The organism is Kaistella jeonii (assembly GCF_000812865.1).
Lineage (GTDB): Bacteria > Bacteroidota > Bacteroidia > Flavobacteriales > Weeksellaceae > Kaistella > Kaistella jeonii.
The window spans coordinates 132,530-154,792 of sequence record NZ_JSYL01000003.1; the positions used below are offsets into that span (position 1 = coordinate 132,530).

The window sequence follows — 22,263 nt, forward strand, 5'->3', positions numbered from 1 at the left end:
AGTATCGTTTTTTAAGTTTATTTCGTACTTGCCGTTTTAATTTCGGTTGTTTTAATATCAGTTCCTAATCTTTGTAAATAGGAGATCAATGCTACGATCTCTTTTTTCTCAAGTGGAACAAAGTCAGCACCCTGTTGTGCTTTTCTTTCAGCATAAGCCTGTTTTACGTCGGCTGCTTCAGAGTAAATTTGTTTTACGATGAACTTCGCCTGATTATCTGCCCAACTGTCAGCTGAATCAATTTGCGCCTGAGTGTAAGGAACATCAAACGTGTTTTTCATCAGTTTGATCTTATCTACCATTTGGCTTCTGTCTAAGTCTCTTGCAATTAACCAGGGATATCTTGGCATAATTGATCCGGCGGAAGTAACTCTAGGGTTCAGCATGTGTTTATAATGCCATGAACTTGGGTTTTTACCACCTTCTCTATGCAAATCTGGTCCAGTTCTTTTCGATCCCCAAAGGAATGGTCTGTCGTAGATAAATTCGCCAGCTTTTGAATACTGTCCGTTTTTACCGTTAAATCTTACTACTTCGTCTCGGAAAGGTCGGATCATCTGACTGTGACAAGCATTACAACCTTCACGGATGTATAAATCTCTACCTTCTAATTCAAGTGGTGAGTAAGGTTTTACCGCCGCAATTGTGGGTACATTTTCTTTGATAGTTAATGTAGGAACAATTTCGACAAAGCCACCAATCGCAACTGCGATAAATGATAGTACTGTTAAAAGAACCGGTGTTCTCTCTAACCAAAGGTGGAATCCCTCTCCTTCTTTTCTTTTTTTCGTAGTCGCTGCCAAAGCTGGTGCTTCTGCAGGAACATTTTTTTGGAAAGATCCGCTTCTTACTGTTGCTACTATGTTTACACACATCAAGATGGCTCCTGAAATATAAAGTAAACCTCCAACAAATCTCATTTCATAGTAAGGAATAATTGCTGTAACGGTATCTAACCAGTTTTTGTAAAGCAATGTTCCGTCTGGATTAAATTGTTTCCACATTAATCCTTGTGTAAATCCGGCAATATATAAAGGAACCGCGTAGAAAATAATTCCTAAAGTTCCCAGCCAGAAATGCCAGTTTGCTAATTTCACAGACCAAAGTTTGGTTCTCCACATGATCGGAAGAAGGTAATAGATCATACCAAAAGTCATAAAACCATTCCAACCCAATGCACCAATATGAACGTGACCTATAACCCAATCGGTATAGTGACCAATTTTATTTAAAGTTTTTGTTGCTAATAATGGACCCTCGAAAGTTGCCATACCGTAACAGGTTACTGCTACAACGAAGAATTTTAGTACCGGATTTTCCCGAACTTTATCCCAAGCTCCTCTCAAGGTAAGAAGTCCGTTCAACATTCCTCCCCAAGATGGTGCGATCAACATAATAGAGAAACCTGTTGCTAAAGCTTGAGCCCAACCAGGAATTGCGGTGTATTGCAAATGGTGAGGTCCTGCCCAGATGTAAACAAAAATCAAAGACCAAAAGTGAATAATTGATAATTTGTAGGAAAAGACAGGTCGGTCTGCAGCTTTAGGTAAGAAATAATACATCAGTCCTAAAACCGGAGTAGTCAATACGAAAGCTACTGCATTGTGACCATACCACCATTGTACCAAAGCGTCTTTTACCCCTGCATAAGCAGAATAAGATTTCCAGCCTGTGAAAGTTAAAGGTACTTCTAAGTTATTGATGATGTGAAGCATTGCAATTGCAACCCAGGTTCCAAGATAGAACCAAATGGCTACATAAAGATGCCGTACTCTTCTGATCAGAATAGTACCGATCATATTAATCCCAAAAATAACCCATATAACAGTGATTAAAATATCAATTGGCCATTCGTGTTCTGCGTATTCTTTTGAAGTGTTAATCCCCATCAAGAAAGTAATAACTACTGCAACGATCATTAATTGCCATCCCCAGAAGTGAATCCAGGAAAGGGTGTCGCTGTACATTCTTGTTTTAAGAAGTCTCTGCAAGGAGTAATATGCTCCCGCAAAGAAACCATTACAAACAAATGCAAAAATTACCGCACTGGTATGCAGCATTCTGATCCGGCCAAAACCGAAAGCACCGTGAGTGTTAATAAGTCCCTGTAAATTTCCGCTTCTTAAACTAACGATGGTTGCATCATCGGTCCCAAAGAAATATTCGGGGAGTTCGGGATAAAATAACATCAAAGCGGCGGTAAGTCCTAGCAAAAATCCGACAAGTCCGAAGACTACGGTTGCATAGAGAAACGCTCGCACAATGCTGTTGTCATAACTAAATTTTTGAGTTTCCATATAAATTAATCACTTTTTTCTTCTGTAGGTATATCTAATTTCTTTTCTGTCTCTGGTTTTTCTTTTATGATTTCCGACTCTAGCAATATTCGAACTGCAGGAGATTCATCATCTTCAAATTGTCCATTTCTTGCACTTACTATAAAAATAATCAGAAAAACGACAGCTAATAATACGCTGCAGAGAATCATTAAGTATAGTATGTCCATGTCCGTGCAAATTTATTATAAAATTGACTCAAATTTACTTAAAAAATATGATTTTCATCATTTAATGTTAAATTACGTTAATTTAAAATATTTCTAAATTAGGACAATTCAACCTTAATTGCTGATTTTGAAATATTTAGTGCTTCTCCACCAAGTTACGACCGAAGTAAATGCTACCACACTTATCGAACTGATCGGCATCAAAATCGCGGCAAAAAGTGGCGACATGTGTCCCGTCACCGCAAAGCCAAGTCCAATTATATTGTACATAAAGCTAATTGCAAACGTGATTTTCACAATTTTCATTGCATCTTTACAAAATCTCAGATATTTTACAAAATCTACCAATTTTTTCCCTGACATAATAACATCTGATGAAGGTGTAAAAGAATTGGTGTCATCTGCAACTGCAATTCCGACATTGCTTTGTTTCAACGCTCCTGCATCGTTTAATCCATCGCCAAACATAGCAACTTTTTGATGTTGATCTTGCAGATGTTTGATATAGTTCAGTTTATCTTCCGGACTTTGATTAAAAGCCATTCCTGCAACATTTGGAATCATACTTTTTAACTTGATTTCTTCTGAGGAATTGTCACCACTTAAAATATGAATTTTGTATTCATAAAGCGTTTTGAATAAAGATTTTAAATCATCGCGATATTCATTTTTAAAAATATATTTTCCTAAAAATTCATCGTTTCTACTAATATAAACCGCGGTTTCGAGATTTTTAGATTCTTGTCCAACTAATTTTGCGGAACCAATTTTATAGGAGTTTCCTCTCACTTCCGCTTCATAACCTTTCCCTGGAATTTCCTTGAAATGTTCGATCGGGAAATATTCATCATTCACCTCTACAAATTCGTACAGTGATTTCGAAAGAGGATGATTAGAGTTCTTTAGCAAACTTTTTATATTTTTCAGATCAAAGTCCGAAATTTCTGTACCGTCAAAATTGATGTTTGATTTTTTATTGTGCGTAATGGTGCCAGTTTTATCAAAAACCAGCGTGTCAATTTTCGATATTTTTTCGATGGTCAAAGTATCTTTTACGTAAAACTTATTTCGACCCAAAATTCTCATAACATGTCCGAAAGTAAATGGCGCCGATAATGCTAAAGCACATGGACAGGCAATAATTAAGATCGCTGCAACCACCTGAAACATTTTTTCAAAATCGATTCTTCCCCAATAAATCCCGGCGATTAAAGTTATTCCTAATATAATGAAGGTAAAATATTTTGAAATTTCGTTGGTTAGATTATCGAGTCCGGTTTCGTATTTTTTAAAAGCTTCTTTATTCCAAAGTTGAGTAAGATAACTTTGATTCACCGTTTTGATGACTTCTAATTCCAGTGCAGAACCAATTTGTTTTCCGCCTGCGAAAATTTTATCGCCCGCTTTTTTCGGTATTGAAGCACTTTCACCTGTGATAAAACTGTTGTCGATATTTCCTTCCCCATTAATCAAAACTGCGTCAACAGGAATAATTTCCTGATTTCGAACCATAATTCGGTCGCCAATCTTTAAATCTGAAAGTAAAATGTTATCCTGTTTTCCGTTGAAATCAACTTTGGTAACCGCAATTGGATAAAATGATTTGTAATCTCTATCGTATGAAAGTGCGCTGTACGTTCTTTTCTGGAACAATTTCCCTAAAAGCATAAAGAATAACAGGCCACACAAAGTATCAAAATATCCAGCTCCGTAATTGGTCAAAGTTTCATAAATACTTCTTCCATAAAGCATTAAGATTCCTAATACGATCGGAACGTCGATATTGACTATTTTATTTTTTAATCCAAACCAGGCTGATTTAAAATAATCGGAAGCAGAATAAAAAACGACAGGAGTAGCCAGTAAGAACATTAAAAACCGGAAAAGAGGTTTGTATTTATCCATCCAGAAATCGGTCGTTCCCATCAATTCTCCCGCATATTCCGGATAAGAAAAGAACATTCCGTTACCAAACGCAAATCCTGCAATTGCCAGTTTAATGACCAAAGTTTTATCTAAGAATTCTTCTTTTTTCTCCGCAGTTTCCAGATTAATTACTGGTTTGTATCCTAAATTGCTCAGGAATTTCGCCAGTTCACTTAATTTCAGTTCATTATGATTGAATGAAATCTGGACATTTTTTCGGGTGAAATTGACTTGAGAATAATTGATATTTGGGTTTAAAGTATGTAAGCTCTCCAAAAGCCAAATACAGGAAGAACAATGAATGACAGGAATTTTAAAAGTAACAAGACTCGTATTTCCTTCAGAAAAATCGGTGACTTTATCGAAGATTTCTTTCGTGTCGAGATAATCAAACTGCGAAATATTATCATCATTTGGTCGAATTCCTGAACGTTTATTCAGTTCATAAAAATTACCTAAATCATTAATATTCAGTATTTCATAAACTGATTTACATCCGTTGCAACAAAATATTTTCTCGTCAAACGAAATTCGCTCTTTTTCTATATCCTGACCGCAATGAAAACAATTTTCTGACACTTTTGATTAATTTCAACCTGCAAAATTATAACAAATAAATTTGTGTTAAGGTTTTAAAAGCTCTATTTTTGCTGATAAATGTCATAAATAATGTCTTTAGAAAAACAAAACCTTATTGAAGAAAATTTGCAGAAAGTTTTTAATGAAGACTCCTTCAAAGAAATGCTTTCTGAAGAGGATTTTCAAAAATATCTTTCCGCTAAGCAAGTCCTCAAATTCCATAAAGGCGACACCATCTTCGAGGATGGTGATACTTCAAAAGGAGTATATTTTATAAAAATGGGAACGGCGAAGCTTTCTAAACAAGGAGTTTACGGGAAAGAGCAAATTTTGCGATTTATAAAGGAAGGGGATTTAATTGGTTACCGTTCTTTACTTTGTGGAGAGAACTTTCAGGCAAAAGGAGAGGCGATGACCGAAGTTGAAACCTTATTTTTACCTTCAGAATTTTTTCTTCATCTATTAGAAGTGTATCCGAAACTGTCTTTTGCCATGATGCAAAAGATTGCTTTTGAATTAGGGGAATCATCGAATACCGTTACTTTTTTAGCTCAAAAAACTGTGCGCGAAAGATTAGCAGAAATTTTACTTTTACTGGAACAGAAATTAGGAACCGATCCTGAAGGATTTATCAAGATATCTTTGACCAGAGAAGAAATCGCAAACATCATTGGAACTGCGACAGAAAGTGCAATCCGATTAATTTCTGAATTTAAACAGGATGAACTGATCGAAGTTGAAGGACGGAACATCAAAATTATTCATCACGATAAACTGAGAAAACTGGGTCATATAATAAGTTAATTAGAAAATTTGATGACTTACTAATTTGAAAATACATTTGATATGATCATTTAATTTTTAAACCTTCATCAATCAATTATCAACCATCAATTATCAACTAAAACATGTCTGTACATTCTGAAATAAAAAAGATCACCACCGAAACTTTGCGAAAAATGAAATTCGATAAAGAAAAAATAACCATGCTTACTGCTTATGATTTCACTACCGCCAAAATGGTAGATGCAGGTGGAGTTGATGCTATTTTGGTGGGAGATTCAGCCTCAAATGTGATGGCAGGTTTTGAAACTACTTTACCGATCACGCTTGATCATATGATTTATCACGCGCAATGCGTTGTTCGCGGTGTTGACCGAGCTTTGGTCGTAGTAGATCTACCTTTCGGAAGTTACCAGTCGAATCCGGAAAAAGCTTTGGAATCTTCGGTAAGAATCATGAAAGAATCTCAAGCGCACGCAATAAAATTAGAAGGTGGAAGTGAAGTTGAAGAATCAATTCGAAAAATCGTGAACGCCGGAATTCCTGTCATGGGACATCTGGGTTTAACGCCGCAATCTATTTTCCAGTTTGGAACTTATAAAGTTCGTGCAAAAGAAGATGAAGAAGCAGAAAAATTATTAAAAGATGCCAAATTACTGGAGGAATTAGGATGTTTCGCTTTGGTTTTAGAAAAAATTCCGGCCGCATTAGCAAAAAAAGTTTCAGAAAGTATTTCTATTCCAACGATCGGAATTGGAGCGGGACCAGATTGCGACGGGCAAGTTTTGGTTTACCACGATATGGTAGGAATGAATCAAGGTTTTTCGCCAAAATTTCTTAGAAGATATCTTGATCTGTACACCGAAATTACCGGCGCTGTTTCTCAATTTGTAAAAGATGTGAAAGCTGTAGATTTTCCAAATGAAAAAGAAAGTTATTAAATTTTTCCTTTTTCTTTTAGTTTTCTGTTTTTTTCAATCCTGCGTTTCTCAAAAAATGCAGTTTGGTACAAAGACAGAAATGCCCGATTCGAAAGATTCAACTCAAAGTCTGGCCAGAATTTCCTTCATTAAAAGTTTAGATTATTCTGAATTCAAAGAAGGTCAATTCAAAGACGAAAAAAAATCATTAAAGTATCGGATTTTAAGTCCGGAAAAAATAAATCCAGACGAGAAATATCCGCTCATCGTGGTTTTTCATGGTTCCGGCGCAATTGGTTTGGATAATAGATCACAAATGGGCGTTTTGTCTAAAATGTGGCTAATTCCGGAAAACAGAAAGAATTATCCTGCATTTGTCATCGCTCCGCAATTCCCGGTTCGTTCTTCAAATTATCATCTTGATGAGACGCGTGGAGTTCAGGTTTCCGAATCAAATGAATATCTTGATCTGTTTTTAAAGTCGGTTGATTCAATGGCAAATTCAAAAAATATTGATCGTTCCAGAATTTATGTTATCGGATTTTCGATGGGTGGCGCAACAACTTCAAACGCTATTTCTACAAGACCTGATTTATTTGCTGCGGCAATTAATGTTTCAGGAATTTCACAATTCAATAATAATAAAAATCTTCTGAAAACTCCGATCTGGATTGTTCATGGAAGTTTAGATACCGATAATTTTCCTCAAAGTAATATTAGATTTTACGAGGAAATGAAAGAGGAAGGACAAGTTCTCTTTTGGGAATTTAAAGACAAATATCACAACAACATTTTATCTGCGCAACTAGTAGATGCAATACCAAAATGGCTTTTTAATCAAAAAAAATAAACAATGAAAACCAATACTCAAGCAATTCAGGGAATATTATCAATCGCAGCAATTCTGTGTCTGGTAGTAGGATTTTTTAACCTCTTTACGCCCACAGTCAACGATTTACTTTACAACAAATTATTTTACATTTTAATAGGAGTCAGCTTCTTTTTTCAGGCACCAACTTTATCAAATAAAAACCTGTTGTACCCAATGTATGCTGCAGCAGCTTTATGTATAATCGGAGCGTTTTTACCAAAAGAGTCGCAGTTTGGAATGCTTAAAACGATCGGCCTTTTTGCAGGTGTGATTCTATCTATTTTTAACAGACCCAGAGTTACACGTCAATAAAATTTTAAAGAACTTTTCTTTTAGAATTAGTTGTCTTTAGGGTTTTTAACTGAACCTAATAATTCCCTGATTTTAAGATCCCATCAAAATAATCGCTCAATAATACCCTTTCTGCTTTCGTTAGGTTGGCTTTCGGATGTTTATTAATATACGCTCCAAGTGGCATTGAGTAGTCCTTTATGGATTTCGCAGAATTTTCGAGCATGTTTTTCTTCAGATCTTTGTTAAAAGTTCCCCACTCAGAAAAGTTGAGATGCTCTCGACCTTTAGTAATATGATTTTTGATAGACCACGAAATTGGCGCAACATAAGCATAATCGGGATAGATGGTTTCGTTGCTGTGGCAGTCGTAGCAAGCTTTTTTTAAAATTGCCTGCACATTCCCCGGAGTTGCGAGAACATTCACGAAATTCACTTTTTGATCCACCGGTTTATTCACCCTGTTTACCGGAATAAATTGAATTAAAGCAATTGCAATTAGAAACCAGTAGAGAATATTTTTAAAAGTTTTCATTACTATTTTTTAGGCAAGTCGGTTTTTGCAGGAATTGCTGTTTTCTCCTCAATGGTGCTTTTCACAGGCGGAATTTCCTCTTTCGCCTGAAGATCCCAAGTTTCGCGAATTTCCCAAAGTGGTCTGACTTCAATTTTTTTCGCGTAAACAAAAACATCTTCTGCAAAAATTCCATCTTTAAAATCAGCAGAATCCCAAATGCCATTCTCATTGTTATCAACCAGAATTCTAATTTGATATTTTCCGGGTTTTAAAGATTTGAAAGTCAGTGTTTCTTCTTTTCCATATCTGGAATAAGCTACAATTCCACTTTCATTGAGCAGTTGAAACCAGAATTTTTCGGCAGGTGCATTTTGAAGCGTTACTATTAAAGAGCCGTATTTTTCCGACTTATCGGCTTCAAAATCAAAACGTTTTGAGACAGTTGTATTTTCGAAAAAGGAGGAAACAGTTCCTTTTGGTACCGTCAGCGAATATTTTTTACCTTCTTTAAAGTTGGATTTAATTTTAATTTCATAAGGATTTTTGTCACTAATTTTTGCTGAAAATTCCTGAGCAATACTGTCTGAAACCAAAGACCATTTTTCGGGCTGGATTTTATCTACGAAATAATTCGATGTGATCACGAAATCCTCATTGGGTGCTAGTAAATTGCCGCTGTTATTTGTCACGGACATTTCATTTTTCTTGTTGTAGCGGTAAAAAACGGAGACGGTATCTTTTTTTATACCATCATCATAACTGAATTTTAGATTTTCACTCGTATCAATTCCGAGATTTTGTTTTTTAGCATCGAACCAAATATTGATCGAATCTGATTTTGGTGAATGCGTCACCTTGTAATCCTGAAGTTTTTCGCTGACCGAAAGAACTTTTACTGCATCAGGATTTCCTTCAAAAGTCATCAAAATTCCGCCCGGAACTTCTTTCATCTCCTGATATTTCAAGGGTTTTTTGGAAGGGTATAAATTAACCTTTAAACCGGAAATACTTTTATCCAGAACAATTTCATCTTTCAAAAAACCCACTTTTTCTTTTCCGGCGTCATAAACAGAATTTGAATTGGTGTCTTCAAAAGCTAAAAGTCGATATTTTCCTGGCGATAAATAATTGAGTTCAAAATACCCATCGGGATCTGCTTTGTTAATATAATAAGGTTTCTGCCGGTAATCCATGGAATCTTTGACCTGGTATAGTCCCACTACCAAATTGGTTTCTTCTGTTTTATTCTTGGTGTCGGCAATTGGACTTTTCAGTTCACCACTAACGTAAAGATCATCTATTTTATCACCCGTAGAAAAAGCGAAATTGTAATATTTCAGGGCATTATTCTCGTTGTTATCAACGATAGAATTTCCGAAATTAAAATTGTAAGTGGTATTTGCCTGCAAAGTATCGTCCCATTTGATAAGGAGATATTTATTGGCCATTCCTGAGGGAAGAATTTTTTTCATCTTCTTCAGCGGTGGCGAAATGATAAGCTGTTTATTAATGTCTTTTAGAGTGATATATTCATCAAAATCAATGCGAAGTTCTTTGATATTTCTCGGAACGTTAACTCTGGAAGAATCGATATTGGTAGAAACAACCTTCGGAGGAATCGTATCTTTTGCGCCTCCCACAGGTGAACCAACACGGGCACAGGAAAATATTAAAAAACTGAGAATTAAAAGAAAGAAAATTTTCTTCATTGATGAATTTTAAACAAAATTAAGAAAATTATTCACTGTACGAATCATTACTTTCTTTCTGCGCAGCTTTTCCGGAGGAGTTTTTTACACTGTCATTTTCACTCATGTCTTTTTGCAGTTTCGCCGTTTCATAAGGGAAATCCTCAAAAAGTCCGGAAAGTGCCAAAGCAGTATAAACTCTGCTGGAATATTTATTTCCGATCGCGATAATGGTAACATTTGATTTTAATAAATGAGCAAACACTGAATTTGTTCCGTGCCACCATCCATTGTGATAGGTGAGTTTTTCGCCATTATCAAATATTTTCATACGGAAGCCAATTCCATAATTATTGATTCCAGCCTTTTCGTTGCTGTAAGGTTCAAAGATTTTTTCCTGGATGTCGCTTCGAAGGAAATTTTTTGCAAACATAGCTTTTGAAAAATTGAGCAGATCTCGTGGTGTCGTATAAACATTTTTATCGCCATAAATTAAATCCAACCGATCGTAAGGATAAACTTTCGGTCCGCGCTGAAAAAATGATTTGGCAGCGGTTAAAGTATCTTTTTCTTGAAAAATATAGGTGTTTTTCATCTTCAAAGGTCGAAAGACGATCTGTTGCATGGCTTCTGGAAAAGAGGTTTTCGTAATTTTTTCAATCAACAAAGCCAGAAGTGCATAATTTGTATTGCAATACATAAAACCAGTGTTGGTTTCGCGGGCAAGTTCTGGTTTGTAACTGATGAGCAGATTTAAGATGTCCTGATTGGTCAGATATTTCTTGTGATATTCAGCAGGTTCGGGTTTTATTTTTTCAATGACATATTCATATTTTGGCAATCCACTTCTCTGTGACAAAAGCGTAAAAACGGTCACTTTCGGGTAGGGAAATTTGGGGAAATATTTTGTTAATGGATCATCCAGCTTTATTTTTCCGGCTTCAATTAATTTCATTGTTGCCATTGCCGTCAATGTTTTAGAAATAGATGCAACATGCAGTGCGACGGTATCATTGATCGGCTCCTGCTTATTATCCTGCGCAAAACCTCTATAATGTTCGTAGAGAATTTTATCGCCTTTCGCAACTAAAAATCCGCCCCACAAATCGCCTTTCTCCCAAACGTTTTTATAATATTGATCAATGGTTGCAACAATGGAATCCTGGTTATCAAGATGGTTGTCTTTCCGTTTGAAAATATCATCAAGATTGATGTTGCTGTAATTGGGTAAGGTAGTTTTGGCATCTTCATTCTTTTTGTTGTCTTTTTTGCAGGAAAACAATATGAAGCCAAAAAATAAGATAAAAAAGAAGAGCTGTAAAAATTTCATTTAAAGGTTTTTGAACTAAAAATCTCCGCAATATAAGAGATTCTGCGAAGATTTTATAAGACCGCAATCATAAAGATTTGTTAAGACTGCGAAAAGTCAGATAAAAATTTATCTACAATAACCTGTGCCAATTTTTCCTTGCTTTGAATGGTCCAGCCTCCGATATGAGGTGTTAAGATTGCTTTTTCAGATTGTAAAAGATATTCTAAGTCTTCGTTCTCCGATTCTATATTTTCAAATGATGATTTTTCATATTCCAAAACATCAAGTGCGGCACCTTTTATTTTACCAGATCTTATTGCTTTAACTAAATCACTCGTTTTTACATTTTTTCCTCTCGCCGTATTCACAAAATAAAAATCTTTTGCCATTTTTGAAATGAAATCTTCATCAATTATATAATGAGTCTCAGGAGTTATTGGAAGATGTAAACTCAAAATGTCAGCTTCTTTTTGTAAAGTTTCCAAGGAAACCTGAGTGCCAAATTCATCTGAGAGATCCGGAATAATATCATAGAAAATTACTTTTACGCCAAAACCTGAAAGTCTTTTTGCGACCGCTTTTCCCATGTTTCCGTAGCCAATAATGCCAAAAGTTTTTCCCAAAAGTTCGTCTCCCCGATTTTCTTCGCGTTTCCAGATCCCGTTTTTAACTTCAGTGAAAGCGATAAAAAGTCGGTTCATTAAAATGAGAAGCATTCCCAAAACATGTTCCGCCACAGAATCGCGGTTTCCTTCCGGAGAACTGATCAATTTTATTCCAGAACTTTTTGCAAATTCAACATCGATGTTTTCCATTCCGGCTCCAACTCGAGCGATAAATTTTAAATTTTTGGCGTGTTCAATGAAATTTTTATCAATGGGAATTCGACTTCTGATAATTATACCATCATAGGTCGCGATCTTTTTTAAAACTTCATCGTAAGTTGAAGTGAAATCTTCTTCCAGCAAAAAACCTTTACCGGAAAGTTGTTCAGTAATTAAAGGATGGTTTTTATCGAGAAGGAGGATTTTCATTTTTTATTTTTAAAAATATCAACTGCCGAATAATTTCTTCAATTCTACAGAATCTGCAGCTTTCATTCTGCCTGAAAGAATTAATGAAAGTTCTTTTCTACGCAATGCTGCTTCAAACCTCGTTTTTTCATCATCGGTTTCAGGTTCCATTTTAGGGATTGGAATGGGTCGGTTAAATTCGTCCACTGCAACAAAAGTATAAATTCCAGAGTTCGTGTGAATTCTCTTCTGATTGATGGGATCATCTAACCAGACATCTACATAAATCTCCATGGAGGTTGAGAATGCACGCGAAACTTTACTTTCTAATACAACAATCCCACCTTCGGGAATAGGACGATCGAAGGAAACATGATTTACAGAAGCAGTCACAACACGTCTTTCGCAGTGTCTTGCCGCAGAAATTGAAGCGCAACGATCCATTTTTGCCAGAAGTTCACCACCGAAAAGGTTTCGTAAAGAATTGGTTTCGTTTGGCAAAACGATATTCGTCATAATTGTTAACGATTCTGAGGCTTTTTTGCTTTTTTCCATTTAGAATTTGAATATTTTTTAGAACTCCATTTTTTGACCGGAGTTTTTTGAGAATTGATGACTGATTTAATAGAATCATTTCGTACTGAATCTATTTTTGCATTTATAACAGCGGAATCCTTTTTTAAGGAATCTTTTTTCAGATTGATTTTATCAATTTTTCCAACAGGTTTTTTCTTGAAATCATCATTTAAAGATTTTCTGCCAAAAATTTTCTCCGGTTGCGTAATTCCAAAATAAGTCAGTGCTAAAACTCCTATTACCAAAGGAAGAACCCAATAAATCGACTTGCTGATCATGTAGGGTTTTTTATCGGTATTATTTGCAGTTCTAGTCTTTGTATTTTTAATTTCTGAAATATTAATTTCTTCCAGACCATAGAAATCAGGGGAGAGATTTTCGGTTCTATTTCCGGTAAAATGAATTTTACTATCGTCAAGAAAAAAGGTCCCAAGGTTTTCCAAAGAAAGTTTTCCCTCTTTTTCCAACGTGGAGTTCCAAAAGGAAACCTGTTTTCTGATTTCGATTTCGGCTTCTAATTCAGAAATATTTTTTTGAGTAGAAATAAACTGAATAAAATCTTGTCCTTTATCACCAGAATCATTCCTGAAAGCGACTTCTTTTCCGGGCGGTAAAATACTTTTGCCCAATTGATCTACAATCGCATTGGTGTTTTTCAGATAAAATATGCCGAAACCTGGAACGGAAACGCTACCATGTTTTTTTAAAAATTCCAGAAGAAGTTGAGAAAAATTCATATTGCCACAAATTTATGGTTTTTGAGCGATGTAATCAAAAAAAAGACCGCTCAGAAAGCAGTCTTTAAAATCAATTTTTAATAATCATTGGTAATGAAATTACTGAAATTTAAAACTTACGCCGAAAAGAAAGTTGGTTCCAGCCTGCGAAAAATAGAATGGAGTGCTTTCATAAACAAAACCATTATTCACATATTTCCTGTTGAAAAGATTATTCACCAAAAGTTTAAAATCAACTTCCGTTCTTTTTAAATTTAAAGTGTATTTCGCATTAATATCGGTTAAGAAATATTCCTTTAGTTTTAAGTCTTCAGTATTGGTGTTATCTAAATATTGATTTCCAACATATTGATTTTGAATTCCTAAACTGAAGTTTTTAGCAGGTGAATAATTAACCAGTGCATTTGCAATAATACTAGGAGAAAACGAAATTGGGGTATTTCCTAGATTTTCAATTCCCGTCGGTGTCTCATTTTTGAAATCTTGATTTTCATTTTTACTTAAAGTCAAGTTCCCGGAAACATTCCATTTTTCAGAAAGTTTTGCCAAAGCACCAATTTCGATTCCCATGCGATAACTTTTCCCAGAATTTACTCTTATGAATTCCCCGATATCATTAATTTGACCATTCAAAACCAATTGATTTACATAATTCATATAATATAGATTGGTGGTGAGAGAAACGACTCCGAAAGTTTTTTCCAGACCAGCTTCAAAATCGTGCAACTTTTCAGGTTTTGTTTCCGGATTTGCAAAAAGGTCATCCCGGTTCGGTTCGCGATGTGCATGAGCGTAAGAAATGAATAGTTTCCCGGAATTTATTTTATAATTGAATCCAACTTTAGGATTGAAGAAAAGCCAGTTTTTATTCAGATTTGCGCCTTCATTATCACCTTGTTGTACAATTTTAGTGTCGTAATTGATATTTCGTAATTGTAGATCGCCATAAAATTCAAATTGATTTACCTTAATGATCGCTTTTGCAAAACCGGCAAATTCTGTTTTTACAGATTGGTTCCTGTAGTATTCATGTTCGAAAATATCGGGGAAATAAACTCCCGAAACATTTCCGTAATGTTTTCCTCTATACTGATTTCCGACAATGCCAAAATTCACATCAAGATTGGAAAATTTTCCATAAAGTGTGGAAACTCCACCATAGAAATCGTTATCTAACCATTTTTTACGGATAAAATCTGTTCTTTTAATGGTTTGATTATCAACTAATAAATTAGGTAAATTGTATTTTGAAAATTTTGCGTCCTGTTTATAATTTTCATAATATCCTTTTCCTTTGGTGTAATGGAAGGTTGTTTCTAAGTTCCAATGCTCATTAAAGTTTTGCTCCCAAAGTAATTGATAATGATTTTGTCGGTAATTATCGGTTTCTTTATCGTAAAACCCGATGATATTTTCAAAATTTGCGTCGTAAATCGCCCCAGAAAAATTATATTTCGGATTGGTTTCCCAGGTTGTTTTATCAATAGCATTCCAGGCTTGATAGGTTTTTTCTTTCCCACCAAAAGCCAGTAAACGTATTTTAGTTTTATTTTCTTCGAAGAGTGCGGAAAAATTGTAAGAATCCAAATCTGATGAAGCACGGTCAATATATCCATCAGAATGAATTTTCGTGTAGCGTCCCATTAATGATAATCGGTTTTTCCAAAACTTACCACTACCAATTTCTGCGGAATATTTATACGTATTAAAAAAACCATACGTATCATCGGACTTTAAATAGAATTTTTCTTCAGGATTTTTTGATATAACGTTTACGCTGGCTCCGAAAGCTGAAACGCCATTTGAAGAAGTTCCGACGCCACGCTGAATGATGATCTGAGAAGCAGAACTTGCTAAATCGGGAACATCGACAAAAAAAGTTCCCTGACTTTCAGAATCGTTGTACGGAACACCGTTCATCATGACATTAATTCCAGTTCCACCCACGCCACGAATTCTAAAACCCGTGTAACCAACTCCATTTCCGGCGTCAGAAGTAGAAATTACAGAAGTCTGATTTTTTAATAAAATCGGCAGATCCTGCCCGAGATTCTTTTGGTTGAGATCTTTTTCAACGTTGATAATTTCTTTGGAAACAGGCAATCGTCTTGTGAAATTAACACTTTCGATCTCATGAGTTTTCAATGTATCCTGCACCGACTGCGCAAAATAGAATGGACCTGCGATAAGTCCAAAAAAAATAAATCCTTTCATTCTTTTAATTTTTAATATTAATTGAATAAAAGGGGTTCGAATTTAATTATACAATAAATTGATCCGAAGACCGCTCCCTAAACAGCATTACCTGTTCCAGGTTCATTGGGTATAATCTCAGCTTTTCACAGCACCCCTTAAATTTCTGACTGCAATATTACAAAATATTTTCTAATATTTTTTGTTCGCAATGTCGATGTAAAAATAGTTGGTGCCGTCTTCTGTCACTTCGAAAAGGCGTGCTAATTTCCAGCTGTAATTTCTTTTAATGTCGCTGTATTGAAAAGGAATAATAATTTTATTATGAATGTCGATTACGCCAAACTTGTCGTCCCGCACTGCGATGATCATTGGGTTTTTCAAGTCGTCTCCTTCCAAAATGTGAAGATAATCATACTGCGGATAAATCGTGAATTGCTTGTAATCTGCGGGATTTTCGAATTTCGAATCCTCGATAATTCCGTAATATTTTCCTAAGATATATCCATGAAAAAGTTGAGCTTTAATTTCTGTCTTACACTTTCCTAAATCACTGTCTTTGAATTGATAAACTCTCTTTCCGGATTCATTAATTCTATAATCAACGTCATTCAAACGTACCGAAGCAAATTTGTTTGAACCATAAATCTTAACTTTTGCATCGTTGGAATTTTGAAGATTACAGTCTTCCGTAAAAAAGCCGACATTGCTGTATTCAGGTTTGATGATTACTTTTCCTTTTTGATTGATGAAGCCGAATTTACCATCTTCCTTCTGTGGGATCAAAGCAGGAATAGAATCATTAATTTTAATTAAATCCGGATTAATTTTAGGAATATGTTTTGAAACGAGGTTTTTTTTAGCCGGCGATTTTTTAGTAATTTTCTTTTTCTGAGCAGATAAAATAACGGAGAAACATAATATTAATAGAACCAGAGCATTTTTCATAAATTTCTTTTTAAAAAATTTTGACCAAAAATACCATTTTAAATATTTCTCAAAATAAAGAAGCTAATTATGATGATAGCAATAATATAGATAGCGGTTTGACCATATAAAACTTTTCGAATTTTTGGATAGGAGTATTTCAAACCAAACCACTCAAATAATATCCCTAAAATAACGTAAGGAATCGCTATTATAAATAACGGATTATAAGAAAAAGCCTGTCTAAACTCACCGTGGAGCGCAGCATGAAGCGCACGTTGACCACCACAACCCGGACAATCATATCCTGTGAAAAATTTAAAGGGACATTTAAGGAGAAAGCTGTTCGATTGTGGATTGAAAAAGTAATAAAAAATCAGTCCGCATCCTATGAAGGCGACAAAAAGCAATGCGGAATAATTTTTTTTATTAATGATCACTAGCTGTTATAAAATCCTGCAAAAACTCCTAACGCTGCCATAATAGCAACTGCGATAACCGTTAAAACACCAAATGCAGCACTTACAATTACCAGTGTTTTCGCAGTTCGCGATGAACTTTCTGCGCCTACTATATCACCTCTGTAAAATTTTGATTCGACGCCTGCTGAGTAGATAATACTGATAATTCCCAATATTTGACAACAGAAAATAGTAACCAAAATAGATTCTACCAACCATGTTTTTGGAGGTATCCCGTTTGAATTTGTGCTGAAATCTTGATTTGTCATTTTAATTAATTTTTTGATAAATGTAATTAAAAATAGATGACGAACATCATATTTATTTTAATTCTAAATCACTTTAGTCAATTTTACACTTAAAAATTTTGTAATTTTGAGTTCATTAAATTTTCATTAAAAATATACAGATATGACTTTTGACCTTGACATGATTAAAAAAGTGTATGAGCTTTACCCTGAGAGAGTTGCGAAAGCACGTGAAGTATTAGGAAAACCTCTTACCTTATCAGAAAAAATTCTTTATACCCATCTTTGGGAAGGTGCTGCGTCTCAAACTTATGAAAGAGGGAGTTCTTATGTAGATTTCGCTCCAGATAGAGTAGCAATGCAGGATGCGACTGCGCAAATGGCTCTTTTGCAGTTTATGCAAGCAGGAAAATCAAAAGTTGCTGTTCCTTCTACCGCTCATGCTGATCACCTGATTCAGGCAAGAGTTGGTGCAGAATCAGATCTTCAGGAAGGTATTAATAAAAACTCTGAAGTTTTTAATTTCTTAAGTTCTGTTTGCGACAAATATGGAATTGGTTTCTGGAAACCAGGAGCTGGAATTATTCACCAGGTTGTTCTGGAAAATTATGCTTTTCCAGGCGGAATGATGATCGGAACAGATTCTCACACCGTGAATGCAGGTGGTTTAGGAATGGTTGCCATCGGTGTTGGTGGTGCAGATGCAGTTGACGTAATGGCAGGAATGGCTTGGGAACTCAAAATGCCGAAATTGATCGGTATTAAATTAACAGGAAAATTAAACGGCTGGACTGCCGCGAAAGATATTATTTTGAAAGTTGCTGGAATTCTTACTGTAAAAGGTGGAACGGGCTGTATCGTAGAATATTTCGGTGAAGGTGCAAAATCTCTTTCTGCTACAGGAAAAGGAACCATTTGTAATATGGGTGCTGAAGTTGGAGCTACGACGTCAACTTTCGGATATGATGATTCTATGAGAAGATATCTATCGGCAACTGGAAGACAGGATGTTGTTGATGCAGCTGATAAAATCGCAGACCATTTAACCGGAGATGACGAAGTTTACGCTAATCCAGAACTTTATTTCGATCAGGTCATTGAAATTAATTTAGATGAGCTTACTCCACATTTAAATGGACCTTTTACTCCAGATTTGGCAACGCCGGTTTCAGAATTTCATGAGAAAGCTGTTGCAAACGGATGGCCAATTGAAGTTGAATGGGCATTGATCGGATCTTGTACCAACTCTTCCTATGAAGATTTATCAAGAGCTGCTTCTATTGTTGAAGATGCTTTTGCAAAAGGAGTAAAACCAAAAGCAATTTTAGGAATTAACCCAGGTTCTGAGCAGGTTAAATTTACTGCAGAAAGAGATGGTTTCTTAGATTCATTCAGAAAATTTCCAACAACAAGAATTTTTACAAATGCTTGTGGACCTTGTATTGGACAATGGGATAGAGAAGGTTCTGACAAAGGAGAGAAAAACTCCATCATTCATTCCTTCAACAGAAACTTTGCGAAAAGAGCCGATGGAAATCCAAACACCCACGCTTTTGTCGCTTCACCAGAAATGGTTGCTGCAGTTGCAATTTCCGGTAGATTAGATTTCAATCCAATTACAGATACTTTGACTAACGAAGCGGGAGAACAGGTGAGATTGAACGAACCGCAAGGTTTAGAATTGCCTCCAAAAGGTTTCGCAGTTGATGATAATGGTTATCAAGCACCGTCTCACGATGGTTCTACAGTTCAGGTAAATGTGAGTCCAACTTCAGATCGACTTCAGTTGTTGACTCCTTTCCAACCTTGGGACGGAAAAAATATTTTGGGCATGAAAGTTCTAATTAAAGCTTTCGGAAAATGTACAACCGACCATATTTCTATGGCAGGACCTTGGTTAAAATACCGTGGACATTTAGATAACATCTCCAACAACATGTTGATCGGTGCAATCAATTCTTACAACATGGAAACAAACACCGTGAAAAATCTTCTAACAGGAGAATACGGTGAAGTTCCTGCAGTAGCGAGAGCTTACAAAGCAGCTGGAATTCCAACAATTGTTGTGGGCGATGAAAATTACGGTGAAGGTTCATCGAGAGAACACGCAGCAATGGAACCAAGACATCTTGGTGTAAAAGCTGTATTGGTAAAATCTTTCGCGAGAATTCACGAAACGAATTTGAAGAAACAAGGAATGCTTGGTTTAACATTCGATGATAAAGCAGACTATGACAAATTTAGAGAAGATGACACTGTTAATTTCTTAGATTTAGATCAGTTCGCACCAGGAAGACAATTAAATTTAGAATTGGTTCATTCCGACGGAGCGAAAGATGTCATCTTGACAAATCATACTTACAATGCTCAGCAAATCGATTGGTTTAAAGCAGGTTCTGCTCTAAACTTGATCGCAGCGGAAGCAGCAAGACACGCTTAAGATTTTTTAAAATTAAGATTAAAACCGCTCAATCAATTGGGCGGTTTTTTATTTACAGTTTTAAAAAAGTGGCGTCGTGTAACTTTTTTGAAATATTGTTGTCTAATACAACAGAAATTAATCTATGACCAAAAAATTATCCTCTGCAATTATTGCTTTATTATTCTCTCAACTTTATTTTTCACAGGAAAAACCAAATTCCACAACAAAAGAAAAAGAAATAGAAGGCGTAGTGATAACCAAAATTAAAAAAGCTGTCGAACAAAAAGCCGATCGTACAATTTTTGATTTTTCCGAGCAACCAAGCCTGAATTCAGGAACCGTGATGGAAGGAATGAAGAAGTTGCCGGGTCTGATTGTTTCCGATGTTGCAGGAATGCTTTACCAAGGAAAACAACTGGCTGTTTATATGGACGGACGACCACTTAATATTTCAAGTAACGAGTTAAATTCTTTTTTAGAAGGAATGCCCGCAAATTCTGTAGAGAGAATTGAGATCATCACGCAACCAGGTGCAGAGTTTCCCGCAACTTCAGGTGGTGCAATTATGAATATCATTACCAATAAAAATTCTCAAAAATATTTAACTGCAACTTATTCTGGAAACTATAGTTTCACCAATGACGATAAATTTCGCAGTAGAACCGGGAATTCTATTAATTTAAATGCCAGAAATAAATATTTTGGATGGCAAATTAACGCCGGACAAAACTATAGGGAAAGTATGATGAATTCTAATCAAGACGATTTAGCCTTCATTAATTCTGACCGAATTAATAGAGGTATTTTTGCAAAAACGGCTGTAACTATTGATTTAGGAATGGACCGTTTGCTTTTAAATTATGATTTTTATAAAAATGGCGGCGATACCAATAATCTCAGTTCCGGGATCTTTCAAGGAAATCCTTACACCCAAAATTCCTATTTAGATTCAGAGAATTATAGAAATGAAGCAGTCGTTACTTTTCAGAAAAAATTTGCAAACAAAGGGCAAAAATTAGATTTCAAAGCCTCTTATTCCCAAGCAGATTCGCAGTTTAATCAAGAAGACGCTCAACAATCTCAGAACGTTTTGGACAATTCATCGGTGATGAAGGTTTCAAATTTTAAAGTTGATTATGCGCAACCTCTGAAAATTTTGGATGAAGGAAAAGTTAGTTTTGGTGGACTTTACGAAAAGCAAAATTATAAAACCGCCAGTTTTCATGAGATCAATTTAGATTATCAAAAATTAAATGCTGCGGCTTATCTGGAATTTCAAGCGACTTTGAAAAAGATCGACATCATTTTGGGAACACGTGCAGAAGATTATGATATCTCAGGAACCGCCTATAATTACACTAAAAATCGTTACGAAGATCTGACTAATTTTAAGAAATTTAAATTTTTTCCGAATGCGAGTTTGCAGTATAACTTTGCAAAACAGGTTTATTTTGCTTTAAATTATAACAGGAAAATTTCTTTACCGAGTATTTCAGTTTTAAATCCGAACAATACGACTTTTGCTGGACCGAACTCTGAGTCTTCAGGAAATCCCAATTTGCAGCCTACAATTTTCGATAATTTCGAAGCCAAGTTAAGTGCGGTCGATTATGTTTTTATAGGATATAATGTGAGTGTTGCCAAGAATCAGGTGGTGCAAAAAATCAGCAGAGTAGGAGATGTTGTGGTTAATTCGCAAGACAATGTTTCTGAATTGAAAATTCATAATTTTAATGTTGGTTTTCCGATTCCGTTCGCCATTTTTAATACGCCATTAAAAGAGTTGATGAAATTTAATATGAATCCTGATAAACTCAATTTTGTATATATTTATTCTGCCTATCAATTGCATCAATTACCCGATGTCACAGCAAAAGGTTTTTGGGTTTTCAATTTTATGGCACAAATTATTTTACCTAAAGACATTAAGTTCGTAGCGAATTATAGCTATTTGACTGCAAAAGGAAATTACTATTATTTTATTGCAGATAAGCCTTTCAGCAATTCTCTTAATTTAAATATTTCCAAAAAATTCATGAATGAAAGATTAAATGTTTCGCTTTTTGCAGATGACATTTTCAATACGCAGGAAACTGCGCTTCAATCAATTTCAAGTGTTCCAAATGTCTATTTATCAAGTAAAAATGATACGCGGAAGTTTGGTATTTCTGTGAATTTTAAAATTCCAACCAAAAATAAGAACGCTAAAGTAGATTCCAATTTGTTGGATAAAGATAAAAAAGATGATTCTAATGCAATTCCAGTAATTCAATAATAAAAAAAGGTTTCTAAA

Annotated in this window: 19 protein-coding genes; 6 read left to right on the plus strand and 13 right to left on the minus strand. The window is 35.2% G+C overall.

The genetic code is table 11. From position 1 onward, the window contains the following. Positions 1-17: 17 nt before the first annotated feature. The 3 genes from ccoN to OA86_RS07110 all read right to left on the minus strand — a co-directional run bounded on the left by ccoN (position 18) and on the right by OA86_RS07110 (position 5,011). Positions 18-2,297: a cytochrome-c oxidase, cbb3-type subunit I gene (gene ccoN, locus OA86_RS07100; protein ID WP_039350994.1), complete on the minus strand. Its 2,280-nt coding sequence runs from the start codon at positions 2,295-2,297 to the stop codon at positions 18-20. Positions 2,298-2,302: 5 nt separating this feature from the next. Beyond that, a complete protein-coding gene (gene ccoS, locus OA86_RS07105) occupies positions 2,303-2,506 on the minus strand; it encodes a cbb3-type cytochrome oxidase assembly protein CcoS (RefSeq protein WP_039350997.1) in 204 nt (67 codons plus the stop codon). Positions 2,507-2,620: 114 nt separating this feature from the next. Beyond that, positions 2,621-5,011, minus strand: a complete 2,391-nt coding sequence (locus tag OA86_RS07110) for a heavy metal translocating P-type ATPase (RefSeq protein ID WP_039351000.1) — start codon at positions 5,009-5,011, stop codon at positions 2,621-2,623. A gap of 90 nt (positions 5,012-5,101) precedes the next feature. Here OA86_RS07110 and OA86_RS07115 point away from each other — a divergent pair, with 90 nt between their 5' ends. From OA86_RS07115 to OA86_RS07130, 4 genes are all read left to right on the plus strand, one after another. Continuing rightward, positions 5,102-5,815, plus strand: coding sequence for a Crp/Fnr family transcriptional regulator (locus OA86_RS07115; RefSeq protein WP_039351003.1), 714 nt, complete (start codon positions 5,102-5,104; stop codon positions 5,813-5,815). A 104-nt stretch (positions 5,816-5,919) separates the two neighbouring features. After that, on the plus strand, positions 5,920-6,735 hold the full coding sequence (gene panB, locus OA86_RS07120) for a 3-methyl-2-oxobutanoate hydroxymethyltransferase (protein ID WP_039351005.1): 816 nt from the start codon (positions 5,920-5,922) through the stop codon (positions 6,733-6,735). Positions 6,736-6,790: 55 nt separating this feature from the next. Then, entirely contained in the window at positions 6,791-7,564 is a 774-nt protein-coding gene (locus OA86_RS07125) for a carboxylesterase family protein (protein WP_169743947.1), read from the plus strand. A 3-nt stretch (positions 7,565-7,567) separates the two neighbouring features. Continuing rightward, positions 7,568-7,897: a hypothetical protein gene (locus OA86_RS07130; RefSeq protein WP_039351010.1), complete on the plus strand. Its 330-nt coding sequence runs from the start codon at positions 7,568-7,570 to the stop codon at positions 7,895-7,897. Positions 7,898-7,952: 55 nt separating this feature from the next. Here OA86_RS07130 and OA86_RS07135 read toward each other — a convergent pair whose 3' ends face one another. The 10 genes from OA86_RS07135 to OA86_RS07180 form a co-directional block, all read right to left on the minus strand. After that, positions 7,953-8,411, minus strand: a complete 459-nt coding sequence (locus OA86_RS07135; protein WP_052257429.1) for a heme-binding domain-containing protein — start codon at positions 8,409-8,411, stop codon at positions 7,953-7,955. Between the two features lie 2 nt (positions 8,412-8,413). Beyond that, complete coding sequence (locus tag OA86_RS07140; protein WP_039351013.1) at positions 8,414-10,102, minus strand: Ig-like domain-containing domain; 1,689 nt, start codon at positions 10,100-10,102, stop codon at positions 8,414-8,416. Positions 10,103-10,130: 28 nt separating this feature from the next. After that, the gene (locus OA86_RS07145; RefSeq protein ID WP_039351016.1) at positions 10,131-11,411 is read right to left on the minus strand and encodes a serine hydrolase domain-containing protein; all 1,281 of its coding nucleotides are present in this window, start codon (positions 11,409-11,411) and stop codon (positions 10,131-10,133) included. A gap of 80 nt (positions 11,412-11,491) precedes the next feature. Then, positions 11,492-12,427 carry a 2-hydroxyacid dehydrogenase gene (locus OA86_RS07150; RefSeq protein ID WP_039351020.1) on the minus strand — a complete coding sequence of 312 codons (936 nt, stop codon included), beginning with the start codon at positions 12,425-12,427 and terminating at the stop codon, positions 11,492-11,494. 18 nt (positions 12,428-12,445) lie between these two features. Beyond that, positions 12,446-12,961, minus strand: coding sequence for an acyl-CoA thioesterase (locus OA86_RS07155; protein WP_039351023.1), 516 nt, complete (start codon positions 12,959-12,961; stop codon positions 12,446-12,448). Next, complete coding sequence (locus OA86_RS07160) at positions 12,928-13,719, minus strand: hypothetical protein (RefSeq protein ID WP_052257430.1); 792 nt, start codon at positions 13,717-13,719, stop codon at positions 12,928-12,930. Before OA86_RS07160 ends, OA86_RS07155 begins: the two co-directional genes overlap by 34 nt. A 99-nt stretch (positions 13,720-13,818) precedes the next feature. Next, the gene (locus OA86_RS07165; RefSeq protein ID WP_039351026.1) at positions 13,819-15,933 is read right to left on the minus strand and encodes a TonB-dependent receptor; all 2,115 of its coding nucleotides are present in this window, start codon (positions 15,931-15,933) and stop codon (positions 13,819-13,821) included. Positions 15,934-16,104: 171 nt separating this feature from the next. Beyond that, entirely contained in the window at positions 16,105-16,860 is a 756-nt protein-coding gene (locus tag OA86_RS07170; protein ID WP_039351029.1) for a WG repeat-containing protein, read from the minus strand. A 38-nt stretch (positions 16,861-16,898) separates the two neighbouring features. Further along, a complete protein-coding gene (locus OA86_RS07175) occupies positions 16,899-17,279 on the minus strand; it encodes a DUF2752 domain-containing protein (RefSeq protein WP_246008032.1) in 381 nt (126 codons plus the stop codon). Further along, a complete protein-coding gene (locus OA86_RS07180) occupies positions 17,279-17,569 on the minus strand; it encodes a CD225/dispanin family protein (protein ID WP_052257431.1) in 291 nt (96 codons plus the stop codon). Before OA86_RS07180 ends, OA86_RS07175 begins: the two co-directional genes overlap by 1 nt. Before the next feature lie 142 nt (positions 17,570-17,711). Between OA86_RS07180 and OA86_RS07185 the strand changes: the two genes are divergently transcribed. Together OA86_RS07185 and OA86_RS07190 are read left to right on the plus strand one after the other, a co-directional pair. After that, on the plus strand, positions 17,712-19,988 hold the full coding sequence (locus OA86_RS07185; RefSeq protein WP_039351034.1) for an aconitate hydratase: 2,277 nt from the start codon (positions 17,712-17,714) through the stop codon (positions 19,986-19,988). A gap of 124 nt (positions 19,989-20,112) precedes the next feature. Continuing rightward, positions 20,113-22,245, plus strand: coding sequence for an outer membrane beta-barrel protein (locus tag OA86_RS07190; protein WP_039351036.1), 2,133 nt, complete (start codon positions 20,113-20,115; stop codon positions 22,243-22,245). Positions 22,246-22,263 lie beyond the last annotated feature (18 nt).

Bases quoted from the DNA above. Each gene is read 5' to 3' on its own strand.
- ccoN (WP_039350994.1), bottom strand. From the start codon at position 2,297: ATGGAAACTCAAAAATTTAGTTATGACAACAGCATTGTGCGAGCGTTT.
- ccoS (WP_039350997.1), bottom strand. From the start codon at position 2,506: ATGGACATACTATACTTAATGATTCTCTGCAGCGTATTATTAGCTGTC.
- OA86_RS07115 (WP_039351003.1), top strand. From the start codon at position 5,102: ATGTCTTTAGAAAAACAAAACCTTATTGAAGAAAATTTGCAGAAAGTT.
- panB (WP_039351005.1), top strand. From the start codon at position 5,920: ATGTCTGTACATTCTGAAATAAAAAAGATCACCACCGAAACTTTGCGA.
- OA86_RS07125 (WP_169743947.1), top strand. From the start codon at position 6,791: ATGCAGTTTGGTACAAAGACAGAAATGCCCGATTCGAAAGATTCAACT.
- OA86_RS07130 (WP_039351010.1), top strand. From the start codon at position 7,568: ATGAAAACCAATACTCAAGCAATTCAGGGAATATTATCAATCGCAGCA.
- OA86_RS07135 (WP_052257429.1), bottom strand. From the start codon at position 8,411: ATGAAAACTTTTAAAAATATTCTCTACTGGTTTCTAATTGCAATTGCT.
- OA86_RS07140 (WP_039351013.1), bottom strand. From the start codon at position 10,102: ATGAAGAAAATTTTCTTTCTTTTAATTCTCAGTTTTTTAATATTTTCC.
- OA86_RS07145 (WP_039351016.1), bottom strand. From the start codon at position 11,411: ATGAAATTTTTACAGCTCTTCTTTTTTATCTTATTTTTTGGCTTCATA.
- OA86_RS07150 (WP_039351020.1), bottom strand. From the start codon at position 12,427: ATGAAAATCCTCCTTCTCGATAAAAACCATCCTTTAATTACTGAACAA.
- OA86_RS07155 (WP_039351023.1), bottom strand. From the start codon at position 12,961: ATGGAAAAAAGCAAAAAAGCCTCAGAATCGTTAACAATTATGACGAAT.
- OA86_RS07160 (WP_052257430.1), bottom strand. From the start codon at position 13,719: ATGAATTTTTCTCAACTTCTTCTGGAATTTTTAAAAAAACATGGTAGC.
- OA86_RS07165 (WP_039351026.1), bottom strand. From the start codon at position 15,933: ATGAAAGGATTTATTTTTTTTGGACTTATCGCAGGTCCATTCTATTTT.
- OA86_RS07170 (WP_039351029.1), bottom strand. From the start codon at position 16,860: ATGAAAAATGCTCTGGTTCTATTAATATTATGTTTCTCCGTTATTTTA.
- OA86_RS07180 (WP_052257431.1), bottom strand. From the start codon at position 17,569: ATGACAAATCAAGATTTCAGCACAAATTCAAACGGGATACCTCCAAAA.
- OA86_RS07185 (WP_039351034.1), top strand. From the start codon at position 17,712: ATGACTTTTGACCTTGACATGATTAAAAAAGTGTATGAGCTTTACCCT.
- OA86_RS07190 (WP_039351036.1), top strand. From the start codon at position 20,113: ATGACCAAAAAATTATCCTCTGCAATTATTGCTTTATTATTCTCTCAA.